28 protein-coding genes and 1 pseudogene are annotated in these 26,607 nt (G+C 35.1%); 9 read left to right on the forward strand and 20 right to left on the reverse strand.

All coding sequences use genetic code 11. From position 1 onward, the window contains the following. Positions 1-180 precede the first annotated feature (180 nt). The 8 genes from dnaB to ACMHJ2_RS10305 form a co-directional block, all read right to left on the reverse strand. Positions 181-1,728 carry a replicative DNA helicase gene (dnaB, locus tag ACMHJ2_RS10270; RefSeq protein ID WP_413512808.1) on the reverse strand — a complete coding sequence of 516 codons (1,548 nt, stop codon included), beginning with the start codon at positions 1,726-1,728 and terminating at the stop codon, positions 181-183. Between the two features lie 145 nt (positions 1,729-1,873). Further along, the gene (locus ACMHJ2_RS10275; RefSeq protein ID WP_413512809.1) at positions 1,874-2,827 is read right to left on the reverse strand and encodes an acetyl-CoA carboxylase carboxyltransferase subunit alpha; all 954 of its coding nucleotides are present in this window, start codon (positions 2,825-2,827) and stop codon (positions 1,874-1,876) included. A gap of 63 nt (positions 2,828-2,890) precedes the next feature. Further along, positions 2,891-3,784 (reverse strand): DMT family transporter, encoded by an 894-nt coding sequence (locus tag ACMHJ2_RS10280; RefSeq protein ID WP_413512810.1) that lies wholly within the window; start codon positions 3,782-3,784, stop codon positions 2,891-2,893. Next, complete coding sequence (locus ACMHJ2_RS10285) at positions 3,771-4,844, reverse strand: LptF/LptG family permease (protein ID WP_413512811.1); 1,074 nt, start codon at positions 4,842-4,844, stop codon at positions 3,771-3,773. Before ACMHJ2_RS10285 ends, ACMHJ2_RS10280 begins: the two co-directional genes overlap by 14 nt. Before the next feature lie 37 nt (positions 4,845-4,881). Then, positions 4,882-6,012, reverse strand: coding sequence for a tRNA guanosine(34) transglycosylase Tgt (tgt, locus tag ACMHJ2_RS10290; RefSeq protein ID WP_413512812.1), 1,131 nt, complete (start codon positions 6,010-6,012; stop codon positions 4,882-4,884). A gap of 74 nt (positions 6,013-6,086) precedes the next feature. Further along, positions 6,087-7,097, reverse strand: a complete 1,011-nt coding sequence (locus ACMHJ2_RS10295) for a FecCD family ABC transporter permease (protein ID WP_413512813.1) — start codon at positions 7,095-7,097, stop codon at positions 6,087-6,089. 2 nt (positions 7,098-7,099) lie between these two features. Beyond that, entirely contained in the window at positions 7,100-8,239 is a 1,140-nt protein-coding gene (locus ACMHJ2_RS10300) for an ABC transporter substrate-binding protein (RefSeq protein ID WP_413512814.1), read from the reverse strand. 157 nt (positions 8,240-8,396) lie between these two features. Then, on the reverse strand, positions 8,397-9,182 hold the full coding sequence (locus ACMHJ2_RS10305; protein WP_413512815.1) for a lipopolysaccharide kinase InaA family protein: 786 nt from the start codon (positions 9,180-9,182) through the stop codon (positions 8,397-8,399). Positions 9,183-9,961: 779 nt separating this feature from the next. Between ACMHJ2_RS10305 and ACMHJ2_RS10310 the strand changes: the two genes are divergently transcribed. From ACMHJ2_RS10310 to ACMHJ2_RS10325, 4 genes are all read left to right on the forward strand, one after another. Further along, on the forward strand, positions 9,962-10,993 hold the full coding sequence (locus tag ACMHJ2_RS10310; protein WP_413512816.1) for a YncE family protein: 1,032 nt from the start codon (positions 9,962-9,964) through the stop codon (positions 10,991-10,993). 125 nt (positions 10,994-11,118) lie between these two features. Continuing rightward, positions 11,119-11,343, forward strand: coding sequence for a hypothetical protein (locus ACMHJ2_RS10315; protein WP_413512817.1), 225 nt, complete (start codon positions 11,119-11,121; stop codon positions 11,341-11,343). A 6-nt stretch (positions 11,344-11,349) separates the two neighbouring features. Further along, positions 11,350-11,874 (forward strand): DUF4252 domain-containing protein, encoded by a 525-nt coding sequence (locus ACMHJ2_RS10320; protein WP_413512818.1) that lies wholly within the window; start codon positions 11,350-11,352, stop codon positions 11,872-11,874. Between the two features lie 126 nt (positions 11,875-12,000). After that, the gene (locus tag ACMHJ2_RS10325) at positions 12,001-12,156 is read left to right on the forward strand and encodes a hypothetical protein (RefSeq protein ID WP_413512819.1); all 156 of its coding nucleotides are present in this window, start codon (positions 12,001-12,003) and stop codon (positions 12,154-12,156) included. A 100-nt stretch (positions 12,157-12,256) separates the two neighbouring features. Here the strand turns inward: ACMHJ2_RS10325 and ACMHJ2_RS10330 are convergent, their stop codons facing one another. The 5 genes from ACMHJ2_RS10330 to ACMHJ2_RS10350 all read right to left on the reverse strand — a co-directional run bounded on the left by ACMHJ2_RS10330 (position 12,257) and on the right by ACMHJ2_RS10350 (position 16,854). Further along, positions 12,257-12,646 carry a VOC family protein gene (locus tag ACMHJ2_RS10330; protein ID WP_413512820.1) on the reverse strand — a complete coding sequence of 130 codons (390 nt, stop codon included), beginning with the start codon at positions 12,644-12,646 and terminating at the stop codon, positions 12,257-12,259. Positions 12,647-12,667: 21 nt separating this feature from the next. After that, the gene (locus tag ACMHJ2_RS10335; protein ID WP_413512821.1) at positions 12,668-13,213 is read right to left on the reverse strand and encodes a hypothetical protein; all 546 of its coding nucleotides are present in this window, start codon (positions 13,211-13,213) and stop codon (positions 12,668-12,670) included. Positions 13,214-13,291: 78 nt separating this feature from the next. Continuing rightward, on the reverse strand, positions 13,292-14,107 hold the full coding sequence (locus tag ACMHJ2_RS10340; RefSeq protein WP_413512822.1) for a tetratricopeptide repeat protein: 816 nt from the start codon (positions 14,105-14,107) through the stop codon (positions 13,292-13,294). 417 nt (positions 14,108-14,524) lie between these two features. After that, positions 14,525-15,601 carry an HpaII family restriction endonuclease gene (locus ACMHJ2_RS10345; protein WP_413512823.1) on the reverse strand — a complete coding sequence of 359 codons (1,077 nt, stop codon included), beginning with the start codon at positions 15,599-15,601 and terminating at the stop codon, positions 14,525-14,527. Beyond that, positions 15,598-16,854, reverse strand: coding sequence for a DNA cytosine methyltransferase (locus ACMHJ2_RS10350; RefSeq protein WP_413512824.1), 1,257 nt, complete (start codon positions 16,852-16,854; stop codon positions 15,598-15,600). The genes ACMHJ2_RS10345 and ACMHJ2_RS10350 overlap by 4 nt, the downstream gene beginning before the upstream one ends. Before the next feature lie 671 nt (positions 16,855-17,525). Between ACMHJ2_RS10350 and ACMHJ2_RS10355 the strand changes: the two genes are divergently transcribed. Beyond that, positions 17,526-18,176 (forward strand): DUF6266 family protein, encoded by a 651-nt coding sequence (locus tag ACMHJ2_RS10355; RefSeq protein WP_413512825.1) that lies wholly within the window; start codon positions 17,526-17,528, stop codon positions 18,174-18,176. 32 nt (positions 18,177-18,208) lie between these two features. Here ACMHJ2_RS10355 and ACMHJ2_RS10360 read toward each other — a convergent pair whose 3' ends face one another. Continuing rightward, entirely contained in the window at positions 18,209-18,637 is a 429-nt protein-coding gene (locus tag ACMHJ2_RS10360) for a hypothetical protein (protein WP_413512826.1), read from the reverse strand. A 48-nt stretch (positions 18,638-18,685) separates the two neighbouring features. Here ACMHJ2_RS10360 and ACMHJ2_RS10365 point away from each other — a divergent pair, with 48 nt between their 5' ends. Then, a complete protein-coding gene (locus ACMHJ2_RS10365) occupies positions 18,686-18,835 on the forward strand; it encodes a hypothetical protein (protein WP_413512827.1) in 150 nt (49 codons plus the stop codon). Positions 18,836-19,046: 211 nt separating this feature from the next. On the opposite strand, the gene arsB is transcribed toward ACMHJ2_RS10365, so the two are convergent. The 4 genes from arsB to ACMHJ2_RS10385 are packed head-to-tail and all read right to left on the reverse strand — an operon-like array spanning position 19,047 to position 21,534. Then, on the reverse strand, positions 19,047-20,072 hold the full coding sequence (gene arsB / locus ACMHJ2_RS10370; protein ID WP_413512828.1) for an ACR3 family arsenite efflux transporter: 1,026 nt from the start codon (positions 20,070-20,072) through the stop codon (positions 19,047-19,049). Positions 20,073-20,074: 2 nt separating this feature from the next. After that, on the reverse strand, positions 20,075-20,689 hold the full coding sequence (locus tag ACMHJ2_RS10375; RefSeq protein WP_413512829.1) for a low molecular weight phosphatase family protein: 615 nt from the start codon (positions 20,687-20,689) through the stop codon (positions 20,075-20,077). Between the two features lies 1 nt (position 20,690). Beyond that, positions 20,691-21,146 (reverse strand): DUF6428 family protein, encoded by a 456-nt coding sequence (locus ACMHJ2_RS10380; protein WP_413512830.1) that lies wholly within the window; start codon positions 21,144-21,146, stop codon positions 20,691-20,693. 58 nt (positions 21,147-21,204) lie between these two features. Then, positions 21,205-21,534 carry an ArsR/SmtB family transcription factor gene (locus ACMHJ2_RS10385; protein ID WP_413512831.1) on the reverse strand — a complete coding sequence of 110 codons (330 nt, stop codon included), beginning with the start codon at positions 21,532-21,534 and terminating at the stop codon, positions 21,205-21,207. 255 nt (positions 21,535-21,789) lie between these two features. On the opposite strand from ACMHJ2_RS10385, the gene ACMHJ2_RS10390 reads away from it, so the two are divergent. Genes ACMHJ2_RS10390 through ACMHJ2_RS10400 form a run of 3 tightly spaced genes read left to right on the forward strand, consistent with a single transcriptional unit; the run spans position 21,790 to position 23,816 of the window. After that, positions 21,790-22,221 carry a MarR family winged helix-turn-helix transcriptional regulator gene (locus ACMHJ2_RS10390; RefSeq protein ID WP_413512832.1) on the forward strand — a complete coding sequence of 144 codons (432 nt, stop codon included), beginning with the start codon at positions 21,790-21,792 and terminating at the stop codon, positions 22,219-22,221. A 23-nt stretch (positions 22,222-22,244) separates the two neighbouring features. Then, entirely contained in the window at positions 22,245-23,138 is an 894-nt protein-coding gene (locus tag ACMHJ2_RS10395) for an alpha/beta fold hydrolase (protein ID WP_413512833.1), read from the forward strand. Positions 23,139-23,168: 30 nt separating this feature from the next. After that, on the forward strand, positions 23,169-23,816 hold the full coding sequence (locus ACMHJ2_RS10400; RefSeq protein WP_413512834.1) for a DUF4272 domain-containing protein: 648 nt from the start codon (positions 23,169-23,171) through the stop codon (positions 23,814-23,816). A gap of 78 nt (positions 23,817-23,894) precedes the next feature. On the opposite strand, the gene ACMHJ2_RS10405 is transcribed toward ACMHJ2_RS10400, so the two are convergent. Together ACMHJ2_RS10405 and ACMHJ2_RS10410 are read right to left on the reverse strand one after the other, a co-directional pair. After that, positions 23,895-25,139: a hypothetical protein gene (locus ACMHJ2_RS10405; RefSeq protein ID WP_413512835.1), complete on the reverse strand. Its 1,245-nt coding sequence runs from the start codon at positions 25,137-25,139 to the stop codon at positions 23,895-23,897. A 3-nt stretch (positions 25,140-25,142) separates the two neighbouring features. Beyond that, positions 25,143-26,607: pseudogene (locus ACMHJ2_RS10410) on the reverse strand (hypothetical protein); the annotation flags it as partial.

Consider the following 26,607-nt stretch of genomic DNA (forward strand, 5'->3'; position numbering starts at 1 on the left):
GTGAACTGAAAAACAAAAAAAGCGAAAGAATATACTTCTTTCGCTTTTTTTGTTTCTTCTAAAACGGTTAAATTATTTCGTTTTGTGAGTTATAATTTAAACCAATGCGCTTCATTTATATCTTTACTTTTATCTAAAAGAATAAGTTTTATCCCATAACCCTTCACTCATTCCTCTTCACTAAAAAGGAACATCATCATCATTAAAAACATCTCTTGCTGGAGGTAAATTCTGCGTCATATTAGCTCCCATCCCTTCATTTAATGAAGAAGAATAAAAGCCTTCACCTCCACCTATACCGCCTTCTAATCGCAAGGCATCTTCATCTAAATTGTCAAATTTACCGTACATACCCAAGAATTTCAATCGAATATTATCTAAACCACCATTTCTGTGTTTAGCTATAATAAATTCTGCTTCTCCAGCTGTCGGCGATCTAAACTCATCGTCCCATTCCTCGATTTTATAGTACTCTGGACGATAAATAAACGATACGATATCCGCATCCTGCTCAATCGCTCCAGACTCCCTTAAATCGGATAATAAAGGCCTTTTAGACGTTCCCCTTGTTTCCACTGCACGCGATAACTGCGATAGGGCAATAACAGGAACATTTAGTTCTTTAGCCAAGGCTTTTAAATTTCGAGAAATAGTAGAAATTTCTTGCTCACGATTTCCACCTCCTTTTTGGTTACCTCCTGCGGTCATCAACTGAAGATAATCGATTACAATCAGCTTAATACCATATTGCGAGGCCAAACGGCGTGCTTTGGCACGTAAATCAAAAATGGATAACGATGGGGTATCATCAATAAACAAGGGAGCACGCTCTAAGTCTTTCACTTTTACGTTTAACTGTTCCCATTCGTGTTTTTCCAATCGTCCTGTACGCAATTTTTCTGAAGACAATCCTGTTTCAGAAGAAATCAAACGGGTAATCAACTGAACCGAAGACATCTCCAACGAGAACATAGCTACACCTGCACCAGCATTAATAGCAATATTACGAGCCATTGATAATACAAAGGCCGTTTTACCCATACCTGGACGAGCTGCTATAATAATTAAATCACTAGGTTGCCATCCCGAAGTTAATTCATCCAACTTATGAAAACCAGTGGCTAATCCACTTAATCCTTCTTTTGTACTAATTTCTTCAATGCGTTTTTTGGCTTGAGCCACCAAACTTTGTGCTGTTTCAGAGCTCTTTTTGATATTACCCTGCGTTACTTCATACAACTTCGCTTCTGCTTTATCTAATAAATCAAAAACATCGGTTGTTTCATCATAAGCATCGTGAATAATTTCATTCGAGATGCGAATTAAACTTCGTTGAATAAACTTTTGAAGAATTACACGAGAGTGAAACTCAATATGTGCGGAGGAACTAATCTTTTGGGTCAAGCCAACCAAATAAGCATCGCCACCCGCAATATCTAATCGGGCATTTTTTCTAAGTTGCGCAGAAACAGTCAATAAATCGATGGGTTGACTCCCCACGAATAACTGATCAATAGCTTCAAAAATATACTTGTGCCCTTCTTTGTAAAAAGCTTCGGGTTGAAGAATATCTATTACTTCGTCAATCCCCTTTTTATCAATCATCATTGCACCTAGAACAGCTTCCTCAAAATCAACAACTTGAGGTGGTATTTTCCCCTGTTCTAAAGCAATAACCTCTTTAGAAAAAGTATTCATTTGTGTTCGTATATCTTTTGCTTTTTCCATAGTGCAAAAATAGTTCTTTTTATACTCTATTACCCTATTAACTTTATAAACAATAAAAATACTAGTTTTTTATTTGATTTCAGAACTAATAGAGAACAAAAAATCCGAGTAAATACTCGGATTTTGTTATTCTATCTTTTATTATTTAGCTTTTATATTCTCCCATTTCAAAGTACTTTTCCATACGTTGTTCTAGTAACTTATCAACTGGTGTTTTTGCTAACTCTTTATATGTACTTTCGATATATTTTTTCACAGATTCAAAAGTAGCTTCTCTGTCCGAGTGTGCTCCTCCTAATGGTTCTGTAATAATATCATCAACTAACTTATTTTTTTTCATATCATAAGAAGTCAATTTTAAGGCATCTGCCGCTTGTTCTTTATATTCCCAGCTTCTCCATAAGATGGAAGAACAAGATTCTGGTGAAATTACAGAATACCATGTATTTTCTAACATTGTTACACGGTCACCTACACCAATACCCAATGCACCACCTGAAGCACCTTCACCAATAATAATACAGATAATAGGCACTTTAATACGAAACATTTCGAAAATATTTCGTGCAATTGCTTCTCCTTGTCCTCTTTCCTCCGCTTCTAATCCTGGATAAGCACCTGGTGTATCAATCAACGTAACAATTGGAATATTGAATTTCTCAGCCATTTGCATTAAACGCAAAGCTTTTCTATAACCTTCTGGATTAGCCATCCCGAAGTTTCTAAACTGTCTGGTCTTTGTGTTGAATCCTTTTTGCTGTCCTACAAACATAAAACTTTGATCTCCAATTTTACCTAAACCACCGATCATTGCTTTATCGTCTTTTACATTTCTATCACCAAATAATTCTAAAAATGTATCTCCACAAAGCGCCTTAATATAATCTACTGTATAGGGTCTATTTGGATGTCTTGACAATTGAACGCGTTGCCAAGGAGTCAAATTCTTATATATGTTTTTCTTTGTTTCTTCTAATTTTTTCTCGATTTGTGAGCAAGTTGTAGATACATCGACATCGGATTCTTCACCGATTATCGCACATTTTTTTAACTGCTCCTCAAGATCTTTAATAGGAAGCTCAAAATCTAAATATTCCATTTATGAATAATTTTTAGTTTCAATTACTAGGGACAAAGATAAAATATTCCGTTAATAGACATACTATATTTTGTCAACTTTTATCTTTTTCCTGTTTTTAACAATCGCATTGAGTACAACTGTACTCAATATTAACAGAGCACCGACATAAAATTCAGGGCTCATTTTTTCACTGTCTTTGAATATAAGTATCGCTAACAGAATACCGTAAACAGGTTCTAAATTAATAGTTAGCATGACGGTAAAAGGCGTAATAAATTTCATTACATAGACCGATCCAATGAAAGCAAAGGCCGTACAGAACGTACCTAAAACCAACAACCAGATCCAATCTTGGGTTGTTATGGTAAAAAATTCAGCCGTAAAACCTCCACTAACTAACAAATATAAAGAAAGGATTAGCAATCCACCAACCATTTCATAAAAAGTAATTCTAGAAGCGGAAGAATGTTGCGCTAACTTGCCATTAATAATCGAAAATACAGCAGATAAACAGGCTGCTGACAAGGCTAACATAATACCTTCTACATAGTCTGTACTCACGCTAAAAATAAGTCCTAGTGCACAAACAACTATAAATCCAAAGAAAACCTCATAGGCAATAACCTTGCGTTTATAGAAAATAGGTTCCAGAATAGAAGTAAAAAAAGCCCCTGTTGACAAGCAAGCTAAGGTAACTGATACATTCGATACTTTAATAGCCCAAAAGAAAGTCAACCAATGCAGGGCAATAATAATTCCCGCTGCCAAAAACTTGGTAATATTGCTTTTACTTTCTTTTAGCGTTTGTCGTTTAAAGGCAAATAACAACAGTAGGGTAACCACTGCAATTACAATGCGATACCATACCAGTGGCAGTGCCTCTAAGGTGATTAAATTTCCTAAAATTGCGGTAAAACCCCAAACAAAAACGATGAGGTGTAACAAGAGATTACTCTTAACATTATCTGCGAGCATTTCGTAATAAAAATATAGCTAAAATTGAAAAAGTGACATTCGGTATCCATACAGCGACTAAAGGTGACATACTTGATGCTTCTGCTAATACACTAAATATTTTGTCAAAGAAAACATAGATAAAAGCTAAGGCAATACCGATGGCTAAGTTGACTCCCATCCCTCCTCTTCGTTTCATAGAAGATACGGATACCGCGATAATGGTTAAAATAAAGGCCGAAATAGGAACACTATATTTTTTGTATAAAACAACTAAATGCACGTTAATATTTGAAGATCCACGCATTCGTTCTTTTTCAATAAAACGCTTTAATTGTCCTAATGTCATGGTTTCCGCAGCATATACCACAGGGCTCAAATCATCAATATCAAATTCTAAATGCAGTTCTTTTGAATCTGCAAATTCCAAGATATCTCCATTTTCACCTAATTGGCGTTTGGTATAATCGAAAAGGGTATACATTTTCGTTTCTGCATTCCACTCGATTCGCTTGGCTTCAATTTTTGAAACTAACGCATTCCCTTCAAACTCTTCTAGAGTAAAATTATACCCAGCATTGCTACCGTAATTAAAATTACTGACAAATATAAATTCATTGGCGTTAATCTGCTTGAATACATTCTGGCTTTCTCTTACTTCATCTCGTTTGAGGTATTTATATCGAAAATCATTATATCCAGCACTAGCTCTAGGTACAATATACATTGACATCGCTAAGGCCAAAAGAGAAATAAGGGTTGCGCCAATAATATAAGGGCGTAAAAAACGCGTAAAAGAGATTCCTGAGCTTAAAATAGCTACAATTTCTGTATTATTAGCCAATTTGGAGGTAAACCAAATAATGGAAATAAACAAAAATATAGGAAACAACATATTGGCAAAATATACGGTAAAATTCAAATAATACCATATAGTTGCTTGCAAAGGCACCTTATTTTCTAAGATTTTATTGATTTTTTCTGAGACGTCAATAACGATACCAATAGGTACAAATAGCAAAAGCATCACAAAAAAATTGACCAAATATCGCTTTAAAATATACCAATCTATAATCTTCATCTCTATCGTACTTTTGCTATTTGAACGTTATTATATTTTACAATCTTTCTCCTAATTGTTTAACCATCTTGTTTTTCCAAGTGGTAAATGTTCCTGCTAAAATTTGTTGACGTGCTTCGCGCACCAACCACATATAGAATCCTAAATTGTGAATAGAAGCAATTTGTTTTCCCAAAGCTTCATTAGCTGCAAACAAGTGACGTAAATAGGCTTTAGAATAGGCTGTATCTACCCAGGTATGTCCCATTTCATCAATGGGAGAAAAATCATTTTCCCATTTTTTATTTTTCATGTTAATTGTTCCATTCGCGGTAAACAACATTCCATTTCTAGCATTACGCGTTGGCATAACACAGTCAAACATATCAATACCTAACGCAATATTTTCCAATATATTAATTGGTGTTCCTACTCCCATTAAGTATCTCGGTTTGTCAAGAGGTAAAATCGAAGTTACCACATCCGTCATGGCATACATTTCCTCTGCAGGTTCTCCTACTGATAATCCACCAATCGCATTGCCTTCTGCTCCTGCATTGGCAATATATTCCGCTGATTGTTGACGTAAGTCTTTGTATGTACTTCCTTGAACAATAGGGAACAACGTTTGTGAATATCCGTATAATTCAGGTGTTTTGGGTAAATGACTGATACAACGATCTAACCATCTATGCGTCATATGCATCGATCGTTTCGCATAGTTATAATCACAAGGATAGGGTGTACATTCATCAAAAGCCATGATGATATCCGCACCAATTGCACGTTGGGTTTCCATTACATTTTCTGGTGAAAAGAAATGATATGATCCATCAATATGAGATTTGAACTTTACACCTTCTTCTTTGATTTTTCTATTCGCAGAAAGAGAGTATACTTGAAATCCTCCACTATCGGTTAAAATATTGCGATCCCAATTCATAAATTTATGCAAACCACCTGCTTGCTTCAAAATTTCTACTTTTGGACGTAGGTATAGATGGTAAGTATTCCCCAAGATAATATCGGGGTTAATTTCCTCTTTTAATTCTTTTTGATGCACTCCTTTTACTGTTGCAACAGTTCCAACAGGCATAAAAATAGGTGTTTCAATTACACCGTGATCCGTAGTAATTTTTCCAGCACGTGCACGCGACTGAACATCAGTATGTAATAATTCGAACTTCATATTATCTATTTACAGCTTGCAAAGATAATTTAAAAGTAGTCATTTGCCCTAGTTTTTATCTATTTTTCTATTTTCTAAAAAACGCGATATTTAAACAAGAGTGCAATAACTATAGGTGCACCAAACAAGGCTGTGATTGCATTAATTGGCAATACCCGGTCTCCCATCACTTGTGTTAGGATATCGCAAAGTAATAAAACCGCACTTCCTATCAAAATACAAGCTAGCATCAACGCTTTATGGGTATTTTTTTTCAAGAGTAATCGAGCGATATGGGGTACAGCTAACCCCACAAAAACAATGGGTCCAACAAAAGCAGTTGCTCCTCCTGCAAGTAAACTGGCGGTTATAATTACCCAATTTCGCGTTGGTTTTACCTGAATACCCAATGAGGCTGCATAAGTATCTCCCAAAAGCAAAGCATCCAGTTTTTTAGTTAAAAATAAAGTGAGAACAACGCCTATCGCAACAACAGCAAAAAAGATAGCAATCATTTCTTGCGTCAAATTCCCTAGACTTCCCGCCATCCATAAGGTATATTTTTTTAATTGTTCCGCTTGACTGAAGTAGGTTAAGATAGAAATAATGGCATTGGCAAAACTCCCAATCATTAACCCGACCAAGAGCACCGTAACGGAGCTTTTTACTTTCGTAGAAACAGCCAAAACCAAAAGCAAGAGCACAATACTCCCCAAAATAGAAACTAAAACCAAGGTATAACTGGACATCAGATAAGGCGCTAAAAAAGAGGGTAGTACCGCACTTCCCATAAGCACAAGAGCTACGCCTAATCCCGCGCCAGCACTAATTCCCAATACATAGGATTCGGCCATGGGATTTCGAAATAGGGTTTGCATCAACAACCCGCTAATTGACAAAGCTATACCAACAAGAATGGCAACTATCGCTTTCGGTAAACGATACTGCAGAACAATATACGTCCAGGCGGGTTTTACGTCTTCCTGTCCGGTAAGAATAGCCAATACATCGGCAAAGGGAATTTTTACACTTCCCCAAGAGAGATTCAATACCACTAGAACTAATACACCTAAAGTTCCTAGTCCCCATCCTACTTTTTGTATCATACTTAATGGAGTTGTTGGTAAAAGTAGAGTTGATATTCCGGCAACAGATGCGGATGGAATATTTTAATCAAATCCTTCAACACCAGATCCGGTCTTACGGGTCCTAATTCATAAAACAAAGTTCCACCTGTAGCCCCTTGCGTTGGCGCAAAGGAATATACTTTTTTATTTTTAAAAGCATCAAACTCTTTGTAATGTGGATTAGCTTCTGCTAAGTCATTCAAAGATTCGTAATGCCCTGGATTAATCCAAAAGTCAGCCTTTTGTGCTTTTTCCAATACGCTTTCAAAAGATAAGGCTAAACTTCCTACACCTTGTGTTTCTTTCCATAAATAATTGGCTTGCGCATCTTTAAAATAAATAGCGGCCCAACTATTTCCTTCTGGCAGATACCACATATCGGCATACATTACACCACTGAGCACAGTAGGGGCTTTTTTCGCCTTTTCGACTAGTTGTAACGTTGCCGTATAATCTTCGACTATTTGCTCAAAAAATTGATTTGCCTCGGCTTCTTTATCATATAAAACTCCAAACAGTTTAATCCACTCTGCTTTTCCCAAAGGGGTTTGTTCTGTCCAATCGCCATTGTATAAAACAGGAATTCCCGCATTGGCAATGGTTTGCAGGGCTTTATTTCCATGATCCATGGCAAAAGCCATTAACAAAGAAGGTTGTAAATCCAAAATTACTTCCACATTCAGGGCTTCATTTTGTCCAAGCTCTTGGATGGTTCCTTTTGTGATTTGATCTCTAACGGCTTCACTTGAAACATAGGTTAATCCAGCAAAACCAGTTAAAGAAGCAACTTCGTTTAAAATAGTTAATGCAGGAATATGTGTGGTCGATGTACAAGCTATCGATTGAATGGGAATTTGAATTTGCGGATAGGCTTTTAGTGAATCGGGAACCTGTGCCTTTTCTCTTTTCAATACATAGGTAAAACGCTCTTTGGCATTTGCCCAAGGTTGCATGACTTGCACCACGTAAATATCGGGATAAGCCTTAAGCGTAAAGCCTTTTGCATAGGTAATTAGTGCCTGTTGGCTTTGTTGTTCTATTTCTTCTTTTACTTGCTTTTTACAAGCCCCTAACAACAATACCAAGGTACATCCTAAAAAATAGAAAGCTAGTTTTTTCATCTATTCATGTATTTACCATACAAAAATAAACTTATTTCTCCGATTCAATAATCGCTTCTACAGATATCTGCACAATCTTACTCAGTGCAAGACTCTCCTATAGCAAATCAAAAAAGCTATTCTTCCGTGTGGAACAATAGCTTTTTACCCAAAAATATTAATTAAAATAAAACTTCTTCATTCTAAATTTCAAATCTTTCTTTTTATAGAATCGGAATTGAAATTTAATGGTCTCTAGCCATAAACGAATAAACACTTCTTTTGAACTTCTTCCAATCAAAAGAGCGTAATGCTCTGCCATCTTTTCAATATCATGAATATTCGTTGTTAGATGCGCTAAGTTTTTCATTCGATTAGCAAATGACAGATTTTGGTCAAATTTCATCCGATTGATGTCCACCAAATAAAACTTATACGTCCCATCTTGTTGTTTCTCAATTAGGGTATTACCCGGTGAATGATCTAAAAACTGAATTCCCTTTTCATGTAAGTTGTAGGAAAATCGAACAAAAGCTTCCAAAATAACATCGCGATCTGGATAATTTTTTTGCGTAATCAAATCACGGTAAGTTATTTCTGTATCCACAAATTCAGCAATATAATAGGTCTCTCGAATTGTTGTGGTGGTGCTAAATTCAAAATACGCTACCGCTTGTGGATTAGCGACTCCCAGTTCTTTTAATTTTTCAGCATGCTCAAATGAGCGCAATCCTTTTGGTTTTCTAAAAAATTTATAGACCCGTTTATTAAATTCGTTGGGGATTTTAAAAGATTTAATAGCTACTTGTTGTCCGGTTGATAAGGTCGCCCCTTTTATCGTGTTTCTATTACCTTTAAAAATATAAGTAGTTAATTCGTCATAGGCTTCAATAAGTTGGATTAATTCCTCGCGCTGATTTTGATATAAGGGATGTATAATGCGCTTTCCCTTTCGTTGAGTCATGGCGTAAATCGTTTTTAGTTAACAGGCAAGTTACCACCTTATCAGGAAACCAACCTTATTTCTACAAAAACACAATGAGCTAAAAATCAACAACTTACGATAAAAATAATTCGTAAACACCTATTACACCTTCTCTATTTATTTACATTTAATCTCGAAAATTAAGAATTCAATTCTCTTTAAACTTTCAAAAGCAATCCTTTTTTTCATTAAAAACACTTTTTAATACTTTTTACCAAAATTTAAGTATCACCTCCTCTCTTCAAACCCTCATTTTTACGTTTATTTCACTTTTGCGAAATCAGTTATTTTTTGAACGTTTTCAACTATTATTGAAACAAAATGATTTGTTTTATCTTCATTAATGTATTTTTAGTTCGGAACATTCCGAAGTAAAAAGTATAAAAGGTACTACTTTATAATTTTACGTTTGCGTTTTGTTCTGTTCATACTAAAAGCTAAGAGCTGTTAAATCTTGCTTTTTCCATTCACCTCTTTCTTTTTTTTATACTAGAACACTCTTTTTTGCGTTAGAAAAAGACCTGGTTTCTACGCCGTGCTTGATTTGTTATAAAAGTGCTAATACGATAGGTTTAGCGTAATTTGTCACTCTTCCATATAGCTATTAATACAATCTATAGTTAATTAATCCCACCGCGTATAAATTTTATGGTTTAGTTCTTGTTTATTTCAGAATAAAAACTAATTTTGAAAAAGATAAAAATTAACATTTTATTAAACTTTCACTTTTGTGTAATACTAATACTATGCAACTAAATATGAAAAAACTTTTATTTCTAGCACTATCATTATCAATACTTTCAACATCTTGTAGTACATCAGATGATCCTTTTGTAGAAAAACCACAAGCTCCAAATCTTGACACAGGTCTAATCATATTAAATGAGGGAGGTTTTCAAAGTAATGATGCATCCGTAGGATTTTCAAGTTTTACGTATGATATCTATCATGGTAATTTGGCTAAAACGAGAGATAAAATTCTTGGTGATATAGCACAAAGTATGGCATTTAAAGACAATAAAGCGTATGTTGTATTGAAAGGATCTAACAAGATTGAGATATTTAACCGCTATACCTTCAAACACGAAGGGACAATCACAGAAGGATTAAGTCAACCGATGTATATTGCATTTGCAAACAACAAAATGTATGTTACCAATTCAGAGGGGCAATCAGTTACGGTTTATGATGCGAATAACAAATTAGTAACCGAGTTAAAAATGAATGCTCCGGTAGGACAAATTTTGGCTTGGAATACTAAATTATATGTACAAAAAATGACCTCAGCAACAAAGAGCGACATTGTCGTTATTGATGCGGATTATAACCTTACAAAGACGATTTCTTTAGAAAAAGGATTGCAAGGGATTACAACTTTGGGTGATTTTGTTTTTGCAATTTCAAGCACTCCAGAAAGATCTTTTTTCTATAAAATAGATGCACATACGGATGCTATTGTAACTACGTTTTCTTCAACGAAAAACGTAGGAGCAAGCAATTTGCGTGTAGACAATAATGATTTGTACTATACAAGTAAAAATTCTGTTTACAATTGGAGACCTAATGATGTTAATGTGCAAGTGGCTACGGCGCTTACCATTCCAGAAAAAGAATACATAGAAGGGTCTACTTTTTATGGTTTCAATGTAATCAACCAAGTGATGTATGTGGGAGATGCAGGAGATAAGATGGATCCGAGTATTGTATCGGTTTACCAAAATGGCAAAAAGCTCAAGAGTTTCAAGGCGGGAATTTTAACTAATAATTTCTACGCTAACTTTAAAAAATAATTGAAAGAGTCCTATTGGACTCTTTTTTTTTACACACTAATCTTCTTATTATCTCAAGGAAAGTCGCCAATTGTTCAATTAATTTTCTTATTTTTACTATAATATTAATTTAGTTCGCAAGAATAATGAAGAATAAAAAGCATTTTACCTACTTCATTGGCGGTATTATAGTGGTTAGTTTACTTGTATTGTTTATACAAACTCAATACCTCAATACGGTTCAACCTACTACTCCAACTCCTGAAACTAATTTGGGTACTTTTTCCAATCCTGAAGTGGCTTACCAAGAGTGTAAGACCATCTTAACAGAGGTTTCAAAGGCATTAAATACCAGCGATACAACTAATTAGAATCTTATGAAACGAATCCTACCTTATTTATTCCTTTTCCTAGCTTTTAGCTCGGTGAATTTAATGTTTGGTCAAGACACTTTTTCAAACTTTGAGAAAAACAAAAACATCAGCAGTGTAATCGTCAACAAGAAGATGTTTGAAATGATGGCCAATGTAAAAGTAGAAGCAACTAATGTAGAAGAAAAACTCTATTTTGATTTAATCAAAAAACTGACCAGCTTACGTGTTTTTAATACCAAAACACCTGATTTGAAAAAAGAGATGCTTGCAACTGTTGATCAATACGTACAGGCTAAAAATCTAAAAGAGCTCATCAATAAGAAAGACAATGATTCTAAAATTATCATTTATATCGACAAAGCAGGAACGAATCAAAATATTTCTGAGCTAGTTATGATTAATGATAGTGTTGATCCTTCTAAAGAAACGATTTTAGTTCTACTAACGGGAAGTTTTAGTTTGAAAGAGCTTTCTTCTCTCACCAAAAGGATGAATCTTCCCATAGGAAATACCTTAGATAAGCTATAAAAAAACAAGCGCTCCTTCAAAAAAGGAGCGTTTTTCGTTATTCATCCTAATATCCTGACATTTATCATACTGTATTATTATTATTTTTCATAAATTAGTGCAAGATAACATAAATAAACACGTATTATGAACTTAATGAATTTACCACTGTACAATTTTGCTAATGGCACATTTATGATCATTATCTTTGGATTAGTATGTGTAGGACTTGTTGTAGCCATCTTTTTATTCATGGGAGGTAGCTCGAAAAAGAACGAGGAAGAGGACGATCAACCAGAATAGGCCCACAATAGTCATAGAACCGTTTAGAAAAATTGTGATGAGCGATCCTCACAATTTCTTCTTTTAGCTCCAAGTTGGGCTTGCTTTTTTATGCTTTTTTTTAGGCCATCGCAGTACACAATTCAATCAAAAAACCATCGCAGTCTGTAACATAGGCTACAGATTGACCCCACGGTTTCATTTGAATCGCTTCGTACAATTGTCCGCCTGCTTCTAGCACACGGGTTACTGCTTGTTCTACATCGTCCACTACAAAACCGAGTTCTATACCAAAGGTACGCTCTTTATTCACTACTGTAAAGCCCCGGGATAAATTAGACTGAGCTAGTTCTTCTGAGGCAAAAGCAATTGCCGTTTCTCCCGACATCAATTCGGCATAATCCTTTTCAGGGGTGATGAATTTTCTCTGAAATCCAAAAGCACTTTCGTAAAATTTCACGGTTGTTTCTACCTGTTTTACATATAGAATGGTATAGCTATACTTTATCATTGTCGTTTTTATTTCTTCTTTTTATCCTTCAAAATCACCGCAATTATGTACTTCAAAAGTTTCTAATAAACTGCGCAGGGTATAAAAAGAGGCTTCTCTAAACATCGATTCATCAATTTCATCCCCTACTACTTTGAGGCTGTACATCGGATAGTCTTCCACTTGTTCAAATACAAAAGTATGAGACTTCGTATGGATACTAATTTGCTTGTCTTTTTCTTCTACCGATTCAATGGTATAGGATATTTGACTGTGTAGGTCGCAGGCATTCATCAAAGTAATCATCTCACCGTCTATCAGGATATTTGCTACATCACAAGCATAACAATTTCCGCCAAACTCTAGTCCGTATTTGTTTGTTACAAGCATTGAATTGGGTTCAACAATTTCCATGGGAACTAAGAGTTCACTACTTATTTTTTTGAGTGTTTCACTGGTTCCAAAGGCTTTCGCCACATCTATTTTCGCGATTGTTACGGCATTAGATGAGGATATTTCTTGTTGTTTGCCTTGCTTACAAGCTATACTTAACAAACTGATCAAGGCTAGGGTGAGTAGTTTTTTCATATGCATCGGTTTACTGTAAAGGTAAAAATTATTCTAGTTTTTATACAGGGAATAATTTGCAATATTTTACTTTGTCGCTTATTTACTCAACTGATAGGGATACAATTCATAAATGGCATTGGCTTCATCCATAAAAAATCCTTTTTGACTGTAGTCCCTGTAAAGAGCAAAAGCCTGCTTGGCGGATGCTTCATCTTGTTCTTTTAGTTGACACAGTGCTTTGTAATAATAGGCCTCAGAAAATTCTTTATAACCCGCTATCGCTTGGTCAAAATAGACTATGGCTTCGTGGTAGCGCTCTTGTTCATAGCAAACGATTCCCAAATAAAACAAATCAAGGTGATGTACTTCTGGAAATATTTCTCGTTGTCGAGCCACTGCTTGTAATAAATAGGCTTCGGCTTTGTCGAATTCATTGAGCTGTAAATGGGAAAGTCCAAGGTAAAAAGTATAGGTATGATCCATTTCATAGCTATCCCCCCCTTGGGCTAAACAGGTTTCGAAATCGCGAATGGCCTCGCGGTAGGTTTTTGAAAAGATACATTTGATAAAGGCGCGATAGGGCAAATACCGCTTGGAATCGTACTGTACGGCTTTGTCTAAATAGGCCATCCCTACTTCGTATTTTCTGCTCTTGAAATAAGGCATGGCTTTTTGTTGCCACAAATAGGCAATAGTCGAATCTTGAGCTAAACCTTCATCTAAAGCTGCTTGCCACTTATTCATCTCTAGGTTGTAATTGTAGTGATGGGCTTTATTGGTGGCATAGGTTGCTATAATACGGTCTTGCTCAGCTTTTTGTGAAGCAGTCAATTGGGGTGCAGCTAGGAGTGTTTGGGCTTGGGTTACTTGTCCCAAAAACAAGAATAGAAAAATAAACAGGTGGTATTTCATGGTTGGTTGTTTACTTTAAATGTAGCATATGTTCTATTTAATGCATAAGGGGTTAGTTTCTCAATCCTCTGCCTTTAGATGATATCGTCTATTTGTAATTCTTATTCTTTGGTCTCTTTTATTACTCTTGATGTAATATAATCATATAATTCATCTATAACTGGTTGCTCTAATTGAAATTTAAAATGAACGATTGGAACTTTTGAATTAGGCATAAAAAACTTTGTTTCTTTCAAAACATCTTTTCTATTGATTTCTTAATTTTTTTTAGTACTTAGTAGCACATGAGAACTATAATTTTATATTAGACATCCTCAACAACTCAGAGATATTATAGCGTATGTCAACAAATAAAAGTCTAGTAACACTTTATTAAAAATAATTAACTAATATCTTCTACTCGAAATAATTAATCAATTATAAAAATCGAATCTGAAGATTTAGTTTAAAAAACAACTTACCATTTTCCTTATATAACAATCCAAAATCGTGTCGAGAACTACTTGCCGTCTCAAATCTTGTATTTGAAAATAAATAATCCTCAAATTCACTTTTATTATAAATATGATAACACAACAAATCTCCATCTTCTTTTACAACTAGATATCCACCTGTAGCATCGTACTTACCATCCCATACTTTAGAAGGCATCATGCCTAATGCTATATCAGTCAGCATTTTTTTAATTTTATAGACATAAAAAGGATGTCCTTGATCTATATCAAAAAACAAAGGATTCAACTCATCTACTATTTTTGCTATGTCAGCTAAACGGCTCAATTTCGTAGTAAAATAAATCAATAAAGCATTAGCTACAATTATTGGTAAACCACTATCGATAAGAACTAAATTATTATAAAAAATTGAGTTTTCCATTTTGGAAAATAAAAATTTCCCTCCATTCTCCTCAATATAACTAATTCTATCTTGTATCTTATTTTTACTAGTAATAGAATTAACTGACTCAATAATATTATCATCATCTTTAAAATCAACTACTTTAAATACAAAATTTGTTGTTTTTCCAGCATTTAATAACGTGGATGCTCCTCCTAATTTTGACTTTATACTAAATCCTAACGTTGGCGTTATTCCTGTATGATAATCATGTATTACAACCTGAATATCACTTTTTAATGTTGATTTAGCTTTTATGGAAAAACAAGAGAATGAATTTAAAAAGGATTCTATTACATTTATTGCGAAGACACCAGTCACATTACTTTTCAAAATTTGCAGTAACAACCTTGCATAATGCTCAAATTCTAAAATTTCTATTCTAAATTCTTCCTTTTTATTATTAATTAAAACAATATTTTTATCATAACTAAAATCTATAACACCATCTCCTTCAGCTCTTAAAACACTTATAATAGGATATACTAAATTCGTAATCTGATTCAGTTCACTATCGCCAACTGTAAGTTTTTTATCACTTAACATTTTAAATAATGCATAAACCTCACTCCACTCTCCTTTATTCCCTTTTATCATAAACTCTTTTTTATTAAATTAATGATTTCCATCGCTGTAGCTTGAACAGCAGGAATTGCAACTGAATTTCCAAATTGTTTATAAGCTGCTGCATCAGAAACAGGAATAATAAAACTATCAGGAAATCCTTGTAATCTTGCCCATTCTCTTGGGGTCATTTTTCGAATTCCCTCTCTATTTACTACTCCTTTTATATGTGTTGTAGGTGTAAAATCAGTAATTCTAAAGTCTTTTACTAAATTACGCTCACGTCCCATTCCTCCAACAACTATTGCATTTGCGATTCCTGAATCTTTTATAATTTCATAACCAAATCCATTTCCTTTACTTGCATGACGAGATTTATGGTCTTCTAAGGTTGATAAATACTGCGTTGATAAATAATACTTTGTTGGGACAACCTTATCTTCTAATATATCAGCAATAGAAACTGATATATTAAGAGGTTTAGGATATTCAAAAGAAGCTATATTCAAATCTTTCCTAAAACCAACTATAAAAATACGTTCTCTATTTTGCGGTACACCAAAATCTTTTGCATTTAATACTTGAGGTTCTGGTACAAAATAACCTAAATCTTCTCTTAAAGTATGAAGTATTGTAGCTAAAGTTTTACCTTGATCATGACTTTTTAGCCCTTTTACATTTTCTAAAAAAAAGGCTTTAGGTTGCTTTCTTTGAATAATCTCAGCAACATCAAAAAATAAAGTTCCTCTAGTATCTTCAAATCCACCTCTCTTTCCTGCTATCGAAAAAGCTTGACAAGGAAAACCCGCACATAATATATCAAAATCATTAGGAATATATTGCTTTACATCCTCCTTTGTAATATCCCCAAATGGAATTTCACCATAATTAGTGTAATAAGTAAGCTGTGCATATGTATCTAATTCACTACTAAAAACACATTTACCTCCTACATTTTGAAATGCCATCCTAATTCCTCCAATACCTGCAAAAAGATCTATAAATTTAAAATTATCATTTTGTGGACTTTTAAATGGTGCTTTATTTTCTACAAATAAGGAATATTGTAAAGAAGTATCTTTAACTGTACAATCTAAGTCTGATGCTACTAAATAATCATTTATAATTTCTTTTTCAAATGACAATGCATGAGATTTATACGAATTATTCTCATCACAGTCATTATAATAATGACTTATAACAGCTTCTTTAATAGCTATATCTGGTATAACTATTTTCTTATTACTTCTAATATCTTTCAACGAAACTCGTTTATCCTCTATCATTTTAATTTACTTTCTTTATCTAAAAGAAACAAAAATACGGAATAGAAACTAATACATGAAATGATATAAAATGAAGTGCAAAAAACTTTTTGTTTAAAAAACTCATATTTAAATTTTATTAAGTACAAACTAATTAATCTTATTCACCAAAAATTTGAAAAAACACAGTTTTATAATGATTGACTAGATGAAGTTAACCCATCTTACAATTTAATTTTCTTAAGAAGATTATTGAAATGACGTTAAATTAAAATACCCAATTTCCAAGTGCCTTTATACAGAAAAAATAAGTAAATAAATACTTTATTAAATAACTTTCAAAAATTATCAGATAAAAGTATATTAATCTCATATTCTATTACATCATCCCCCACCCACCTTCGAGTATCCTTCAACAATTCCTTGACTTTACAAGGGCCAAGCCCTATTTTGTCGAAGCGAGTTTCAGGTATTGTCCAAGGATTCTTTAAGGAATCCCCTAGTTAACCCCAACGAAAGGTTAAGGCGTCGTATTACGTTATGGGTCGCAAAAGCAAGTTGAATGGTTAATTTGAATAATTTTTATTCTTATAAACCCTTTGATTTTTATCTGTCTTTTCCTTTTTGGTCTTTGATAAATGAATTTTATTTTTCATTCTTCTCCCTATCTTGTTAAACTAAAAAGATAAGAAATGGCAGAAATTAAAAAGGGAATTTTTGGGGGAGTAACTGGAAAAATAGGGAATGTTGTAGGTTTTCAATGGAGAGGGAGAGACTTTTTGCGAGCGAAACCTCAAAAGCCCCATCAACACACTTCACCGGCGCAACAAGCCCAACGCGATAAACTGAGTTTGGCTTCCAGCTTTGTAAACAAAGTTCGAACTATTGCTACGCTTTATTATCCTGAACTAGTACGGAATGACAAGCAAGTGACGGGTAAAGAACAACTCATCTCACTGTTGATGAAACAAGGAATTGAATTTATCGACCATACGCCTTGTATTATCATCGATCGGGTTTTATTAGCGATTGGTACGTTGCCTGCTGCGCCTATGCAGGAGTATAAGCACGTAGAAGGGCATACTTTTGTTCTTTCTTGGGACACGCATTTGGTTAATATTCTCGCTCAAGCAGAGGATCAATTGATGCTCATTGCATATCAGGATGAGCGAGATGAATTTTATGAAATTAGAAATGCAGGGGAACGTCAGCTTGGGCGGCTTCATTTTACGCTTCCCTCTACGTGGAATATTGAACGCATTCACTTTTGGAGTATTTGGGTCTCTATACAGGAAAAGAGAAATAGCACGAGTCAATATCATCTATTTGTATCAACGAATTAAACACACCCTCTCTTAAAATCGGGTTTAATTGGCTATTTTTTATCTCTCCAACTCCCCCATAAAAACAGCGCACAACCGCCTATAATCCACCAAAAACTAAAGCCCCAAGTGGCGTGTAATGATTCTAGGGTTGTATAGGTACTCCAACCGGCTTCTCGATCTTCGAAGATGCTCCAATCGATCCAGAACCACAGCAAGCACACAAAAATACCGTGAACAATAAGCTGTATCGGTATTTGTTTGATGCGTTGAAGGAATAGAAAAACAAAAAGATAAAGCACCGTCGTAATCCCTACGGCAAAAAACACATCCGTATAAAACGCAAAAGAAAGGTTACTTGAAGGTTGATCTTTCAGTGAACGCATAGCAATAATTGCCTGAATATACCCTAAAGCGAGAAAGCGTACACTATGGAACAAGAAGGTTGTCCAGCGTGTTTTTTTACTAATCGATGCACTCATTTGTACTTTTACTACTTAACTTTAATCTTTTATTTTAATTGTAAACGAATGTACGATAAAACCTTTGGTGTTTTTACGCATTGCCAATTAAGTAAAGAAGAAATTGAAGAAGTAATAGCCTCGGATAAACTCGTACTCTTTCAGGTGGGTGAAAATGAATTTAATGACAACTGTGAATTTTACTGGGCACAGTCTTAAAACTAAATTTCCTCCTTCTCTATTTCAAAGCAAATAAAGAAGGAGGAAATTAAAAGTGTATCTAAATCCTACACAAATACTCAAAGACTAGTAACCTCATCGATGAGAAAAGTAAATCGGCAGCGATTACTTTAAAAATCAGATGCTGAATATTTCCCTTTAGCAAAGCACAAACAATGCGTTGACAACGCCAAACAAAACTATTTAGAGGTTAATACCTTTTTTTCAATGCCAAACTCGCGCGAACTAATAGAATTAAAATTGGCACTTCAATCAAAGGACCTATAACCCCCACAAAGGCTTGAGGAGAGTGAATACCAAATACAGCGATGGCCACAGCAATAGCTAGTTCAAAATTATTTCCCGTTGCTGTAAAAGCGATGGCTGCATTTTTGTCGTAAGGTACCCCCATAGCCTTATTTATAAAAAAACTAATAAAAAACATCAGTACAAAATAAATAACCAAAGGAACAGCTACTTGCAGTACTTGGTTAGGTAATTGTACAATTTGTTCTCCTTTTAGACTGAACATGAATACAATCGTAAACAATAAAGCGCAAAGCGTAAATGGAGCGATAAAAGGAAGGTATTTTCGATTATACCACACCTCTCCTTTGTATTTCAAAAGATATTTATGACTTAGAAAACCAGCTAAAAAAGGAATTCCCAAATAGACTGCAACACTGTGTATAACCTCCTTCATATCAATAGAAATACGATACGTATGCACCCCAAAATAAGCCGGTAGAACCTGGACAAACAACCAAACTAATACGCTGTAAAACAACAGCTGAAATAGACTATTCAATGCAATAAGTAAGGCCGCATATTCTCTATTTCCCTGAGCTAAATCATTCCATACAATAACCATGGCAATACAGCGAGCCAAACCAATTAAAATAACACCTACCATTAAATCAGGCTGATTGCGCAAAAACAGGAGCGCTAAACTAAACATCAAAATAGGGCCTATGATCCAATTCAAAACTAAGGAAAGACTCAATACTTTTGTATCTTTAAATGCCCGAGGTAATAGCGTGTAATTTACTTTAGCTAAAGGAGGGTACATCATGATAATTAATCCAATAGCTAAAGGAATATTAGTACTACCTATCCTTAACTTATCGATTGCCAAAGGTAGATCAGGGAAAAAGTTACCCAACAAAATACCTAGTCCCATGGCTATAAAAATCCAAAGGGTTAAATATCTATCTAGAAGTTTCATGCTTGTTTGCATTTTTATTTTTTTAATTGAGCAAAAACATAAAATATCTCTTTTGCTATTTCGAGACTCTTCTTACTATACATTGCTTTTTGTTCATATTGCCCATCAAATACCTGTGGATCTTCGTATGCTAAAGCTATACTTTGCTTCGCTCCTGATACAAAAGGACATGCATCGGTTGCTTGTGAGCAAGTCATAATTGCTATAAATTGATCTGCGGGATGGAAAAAACTAGTATACCGTTTTGAAAAACCAAGTATAGGTACACCATTCGGTTCATACTTAATACTATAAATAGGATTTGCACCCTGTGCAACAACTCCAATAAAAAAACCTTGGTGTTGTAAAGTTTCTACTACCCCTTCAAAAAGCACAGTTTCTTCTGTTCCACCAGAATAACATAGGATATTATCCAACTCATAATAGGCCACCGCTGCCTGAGCCCATATTTGTGCAAATTGACTTCGTCTAGAGTTATGTGTACAAATAAACATCAGATTGACGGACTGCTGGGCTTTCCTTTCTCGGTCAATGGATTGGGCTAAACCCAATAATATATCTTTTCTTTCCTCCTTTAAATCCATTCCTATTTGAAAAGATGCTATTGTTGCTACTAATTCTGGATACATCTTAACAACACCCACCTCCTGGTTCGCAAGAAGTAGCACTCGTATTTGGCAACTCTCCTGGTTGAATTCCACATGCATCCTCAGCTAAACAAGCCGTTAGTGTATGAACCAGTATAAAATGTTCGCCATTAAATGCTAGATTGTATTTTCCTATGGTTGTTTTTCCTTGAAATTCTACTTCTACTTCTCCATCCTCAATACCGAGTTTACTTTCGGATAAATGAATAATATTAAGCAGTTTTCCCGCTTTTAATCGATGTTCGTAATCGTTGGCATTCCACAACTGAAAACTCACTTTCTTTTCGGCGCGAATCACCCCCCCACAGTCAATGTATTTTTTTTCTACTTGACCTACTTCTGTCACGTGAAAATGTTCTGGTACAAAAGTGCCATCTTCCAATTGAAAATCTACTTTTTCCAAACCGACTAATACGTCTTTTACTTCTGATAGTTTCATCTTTTTATCTTTTATATTATAATCGCAATATTACGATACGTTACTTTAAAAAAAGGGCTTAACAGCATTCCTCTTTGGGAATAGATTGTCCAAAAAACGCACTAAATTCACTGGCGAATTCTTTCCAAACGTCTTCATCGATACAATAACAAACCGATTTTCCTTCTACGGTTCCCTTTAATAGTCCGATGTTTTTTAACTCTTTTAAGTGTTGAGAAATCGTTGCTTGTGCTAATCCCAATTCCTCCACTAAATCCGTGCAAATACACGTTTTTTGATTAATTACATATTGTAAAATAGCCAACCGAGCCGGATTTCCTAAAACCTTAAACTGCGTAGCTAAACGATTTTTCTTTTCGCTAAATAATTCTGATTTTGTGATTCCCATAGTTTCTTACCTGTACTTATCATCGCAATATTACGATACAAAGATATTTATTTTTTTTAAATAGACAAGAAAATGGTTTATTTTTTCGCAATCTCAAGTTGAAAGAACAACATCGGTTACACTTTTAGCGCAACCAAATCCTAGGTCTGTCAAAAACATACAATACCTATAAGATAAATTTCACAGGTATTGCTTTGTGCATTTATTATTTCTATTTACTTTTGAAAAGTACTTGACTAATCAAACATTTATCACATGATTAACGAAGCTTTAAAATTGTTATTTAACCTTACAAAAACGCAATCTATTCTGCAAAGAAAATTTGATCGTTTGAGTATACACGGTCTGAGTTATACCGATTTTATGTTATTGCATCTCCTCGCTGCGGGTCAAGAACATCGAATGCGGAGAATTGACTTAGCCCATCGCATTGGCTTAACTCCTTCAGGCGTAACGCGTCTTTTAAGTCCCTTAGAAAAAAATGGCTTGGTAGGTCGAGAAAGCAATGCCAGAGATGCCCGGGTTAGTTATGTAGTGCTGACAACAACGGGACAACGCGTATATGAAGAAGCGAAAGTAACGGCAGAAGGCCTAGCTCAAGATCTTCTTCCAAAACTTAAGGCGAATCAACTACAAGCAATCACAGAATTATTCAAGCAAATTGATGGAGAGAGTAGCTCTTTTTAACTTAAAACGCAGGCATGACTACTATGAAAACAATACAAACGAAACAAATATCCCTCTGTTATCAAACATTTGGGGAACGGCTTCATCCCTGCGTCTTGCTACTTGGTGGTTTGGGTACAGCCATGACCCGTTGGACTTCTTCTTTTTGCAATCAGCTTGCTCAACGCGGGTTTTATGTAATCCGCTACGACCACAGAGATACGGGATGCTCGACCTTTGCGAAGCATGTGCCCACGGATATCGCTGAGGTAATGGAAGTACTTGGCAAAGGAAAAATAGAAGCTCCTTTTTATTCCTTGTACGATTTAGCAGCGGATGCGGTAGCGTTATTAGACCAGCTCCAAATAGAAAAAGCGCATATCATAGGGCGCTCGATGGGTGGAATTGTTGGACAAATTATAGCGAGCACATACAAAGAGCGAACGTTGTCATTAACGGTTATTATGTCTACCTCCCTTCATCCTTCCTTGCCGCCAACAATGCCCGATGTGATGCAACAAATGATGGCTCCGTTGCCTTCTTACCAACGAGATAAAAACAAGCACCTCAGGAAGAGATTGGCTTTTATCAAACGCATTTCAAGCACCGATTTACCCTTTCTTGAACAGGAAGAAATCGATTTAATTGAGGAGGATTATCAACGCAACAAAAAGCCCAACAATACGCTCATGCACATTATAGCAATAGGATTCACTCCTTATGCACCCGAAATAACAAAGCAAATCAGTTGTCCGACCTTACTTATCCACGGAACAATTGACCCCGTCTTTCCGAAAGAGCACGCCTTAGATTTACATGCATCTATTGCACATTCGAAACTTGTATTGATTGACAATATGGGCCATGATTTACATGTGGAACGGTATTCAAAAATCATGGATGCATTTGAAGAAAATATACAAACAAAACATCCTTAATTTCATTTACCTTTACAAAAAACAAGGACCATGACCTTAAAAGAAGAACAACGCTTGACAATTAAAGAAGCGAATATTGCGCGTATTACAGCAAAAAAATACCGCTGTATTGATTGGTTGCCAATTATGGAAGATCCAAACTTGCGCAGTCAAGAGGAACTCATTGGCCGTATGTCAGTGATGAATGCTTTGATTAACATTTCATTTGATGCGCCTGTAGCTACCGTTCAACAATGGATTGAAGACAACCAATTGACTGTTTATTTATCGGATTGGGAAAGAGAAATTCTAGGAAAAACTCAAGCAGATCTAGATCAATATGAAATCAATACTCTGCGTTGGTATCTGGAAGGCTTATGGGCTTTGATGTGGGCGACTCAAATGATTCCCGATTTGGATGAAACGCAATGGAATGAGGAGTCCATGGCTTCTATGCTTCCGAATTTGGAAGAAGGAGAAGACAATGCTATCTTGAATCAAATCAAAACGATGCATACAGCAGAGGAATTATATACCATGTTAGATTATTACTTCCGCCTGCACTGGTATTGTGTGGATGAACGTTTACAAGAAAAAGAGGCTGTCATTAATGAAGGCATTGTCTATGAACGTCGTCGTGCCTTGGAGTGGCTTCTCGATGGAAACTCAAACTGGGATGAAATAGAAATGGGAACCTAATACAAATAAATAAACTAGGATTGCCTATCCAATTAGAAATACAAAAGCAGCTACTTCAATCTTGAGGTAGCTGCTTTGTTATTGCAGGTAATCCAAAACTTCCTGCATATCTTCTCCAAAGAAATCATGGGTTTTGGCTACTTCGTACAAGTTGGGATATTGAGTGGCTAAACTAATAAAGTCATAGGGGGTCTGACGGTTGGATTTTGGGGGAATATTTAATTCTAATAAGGCGGTATACACCCAAATCATGGCGCGTTCTTCTGGGGTATAGTAGGGTTCACATTCCTTGAAGTAATTATTTACTTCTCCATCAGCTGCCGCATATTCATTGGCAATATAATCGGTGGTCATTTGAATGAAATAGTAACCCAAGGGAACTTGGATATAAGCTTCCTCTTCTTGGGCTAATTCTACTGCTGCCGCTAGCATTTTTTTCTTGACTTTGAGCTTGCCATCAAAGCCTCTGCTAAAAAACAAGCGATCATACATGCGGTAATCCCAACCTTCGCGGGTACGGGCACTTGCTTCTTTGTATTCTTGCATGCAATCTCTCTGGATTTTTTTAAATACATTGTCATAGGCTGAAGGGAAGTTGTCGTAGTTCGCGTATTTAATCAAGTCTTGAAGGTAATTTGTATAAATCGCATTTAAACCTGCTTCACTATCGTAAAAAATATAGTTTTGAAATGATACATCCCTTCCTCCTACTTCAAAATCATAGTAAGTTTCATTATAATCATCATTTTTCTCTCCAATTAAAAACCAATCTAGAATATGTTTATTTTTTAAATCTATGATAAAATTACCTTCCTTAAACCTCAGCATTGGAACCTTTTCATATAGGTCGTTGATGTAAAGTTTACTAATTAAAATTAGAAATTGCCCTTGTTTTACTACTCTTGGATTCGCCGTATAATCCGCTTCAATATCTACGTCAAAGATTTCTTTGATTCGCTTGGCAAAAATTTCTTCACTTGGTGGTTGAAAACCATGTACCTTTAATCCTTCATAATATAATTCATCAATTAAATTCATTTCATTTAAACTATAGTCTGATTCATTAAATCCGTAATCTGGAGGACCTCCTAATCCCGCAGTATATATTTTACGCAACGCTTGTTGATATTTCTCCTCTCTACCTTTCATAACTTCTCTAAATGTTGAATCATCTTTAGCGACATATTGGGGAAGTTCCCACCAATGCCTTTTTTTTTGTTCTACTTGCTCTTTGGTTTTTGGTTTTTCTATTTCTTTTGGTTGACCTTTACATCCAAGTATTACACAACAGACGAATAAAGAGTATGCTATTTTTTCTATCATAATTTATAGTTTTCTTTTATACTGCTTTGGGCGAAAATACCCTTTCCAACCCTCATGTTTTTCTAAAGCACTCCCCTTTAATTGATAATAAGAAATTCTCGTTTTATTTTTTTCATTTCCACTTTTTTCTTTTTTAATCTTTTCTTTATCGCTTAAATAAGGATATTTAGTAGCAACATAGGTACTCATATCCGCACTACTCGTAATAGCCTCAAGTATCGTTACTATTTTCGTTTTTTTATCATAAGCATAAACAATCCCTGTATGGCCGTCTCCTTTATCTCTTCGCCAGACAAATACATCCCCGCGTTGAGGTTCAAAATTTGGATCGAATACTCCGTTTTTTCCTTCTACATGATCGAGTGTACAAACATCTGCGTTTGTTTTACCAACTGCTTTTCTAAAAGCAGATTCTGTCGTCATTACACCTGTATGTAGGGCAATGGGTTCATTTACAATACCCAAATGGTATAAATACAGCGCCACAACTTCAGAGCAATCTACCCCAATAATGTCTTTGTATTTCACTCCTTTTCTAGACCCTTTTTGGCTATAAGTCCAACCTTGTTCCACAAACCTTCGCATCAGTTCCAACACACCATCCCCTTGATCTGAAAAATAACTAAACGTGCATGCTTGGGTTTGAAACTTTTTAGAGACCTCTGAATTAAATACGTTCACTTTCTCTTTATACGCCATATTGCCTCCTATTTTTATACTAATCTCCGTTGCCTGGTCTTCAAGATTGGAATATTCATTCAATATGATATTTTTCCAATGCAACATTGAAAACAAAACGAGTAAATCGGCTTTTTTATTTAGTTCGGCTAACCCTTTATCGGTAAGAATATCCAAGGTACTGTCATATTTTCTTAACTCATTTTGGATGTTTGTATAATTCGCTCGCCCTGTCACTTGAGGCAAAGCTCGTCCTCGGAATCGCCAGCCATCCCCAACTTCTGTATTTCCTAGATTATGCCTCTTCCGTTGGTCATTGCTATCTGCATAGACATAATTGGCTATGCTTTTTGCTCGTTGGTTATCTTTGAGTGGGGTATCAAAGATTTCTATTACTTTTTCGTAAGCCTCTTTGTTTTTGTATTCCCTATTTAAATGATCTTTATACAAAGCTTTTGAATTGACGATTGGAATTTGTTTGTCGTCAAGTAATAAAAACCGATCCCAGAAAACATGTATCAATCGTTCTTTGGTTTTATAAGATAAATCTTCGCCTTCTCTAAATTTTAAAGAACCTCCTGTTTCAACCTTCGTTTGCGTAAAAAAATGTGCTTTGTTCCAACAAGTATCCATCTTCATTTTTTGCATATAAGTGGTATAGGTTTTAGCTACTATTTCTAAATCTGATGGCAGGGCAGTGGGAAAAATTTCTAGCAATTGCAAGGCAGTTATTGGGGCTGTACACCTCGGACAGACTGTATTTGACCCAACCGCTGTTGAACCTGATATC

This window comes from Myroides odoratus, assembly GCF_965118575.1.
Classification (GTDB): Bacteria; Bacteroidota; Bacteroidia; order Flavobacteriales; family Flavobacteriaceae; genus Flavobacterium; species Flavobacterium odoratum_B.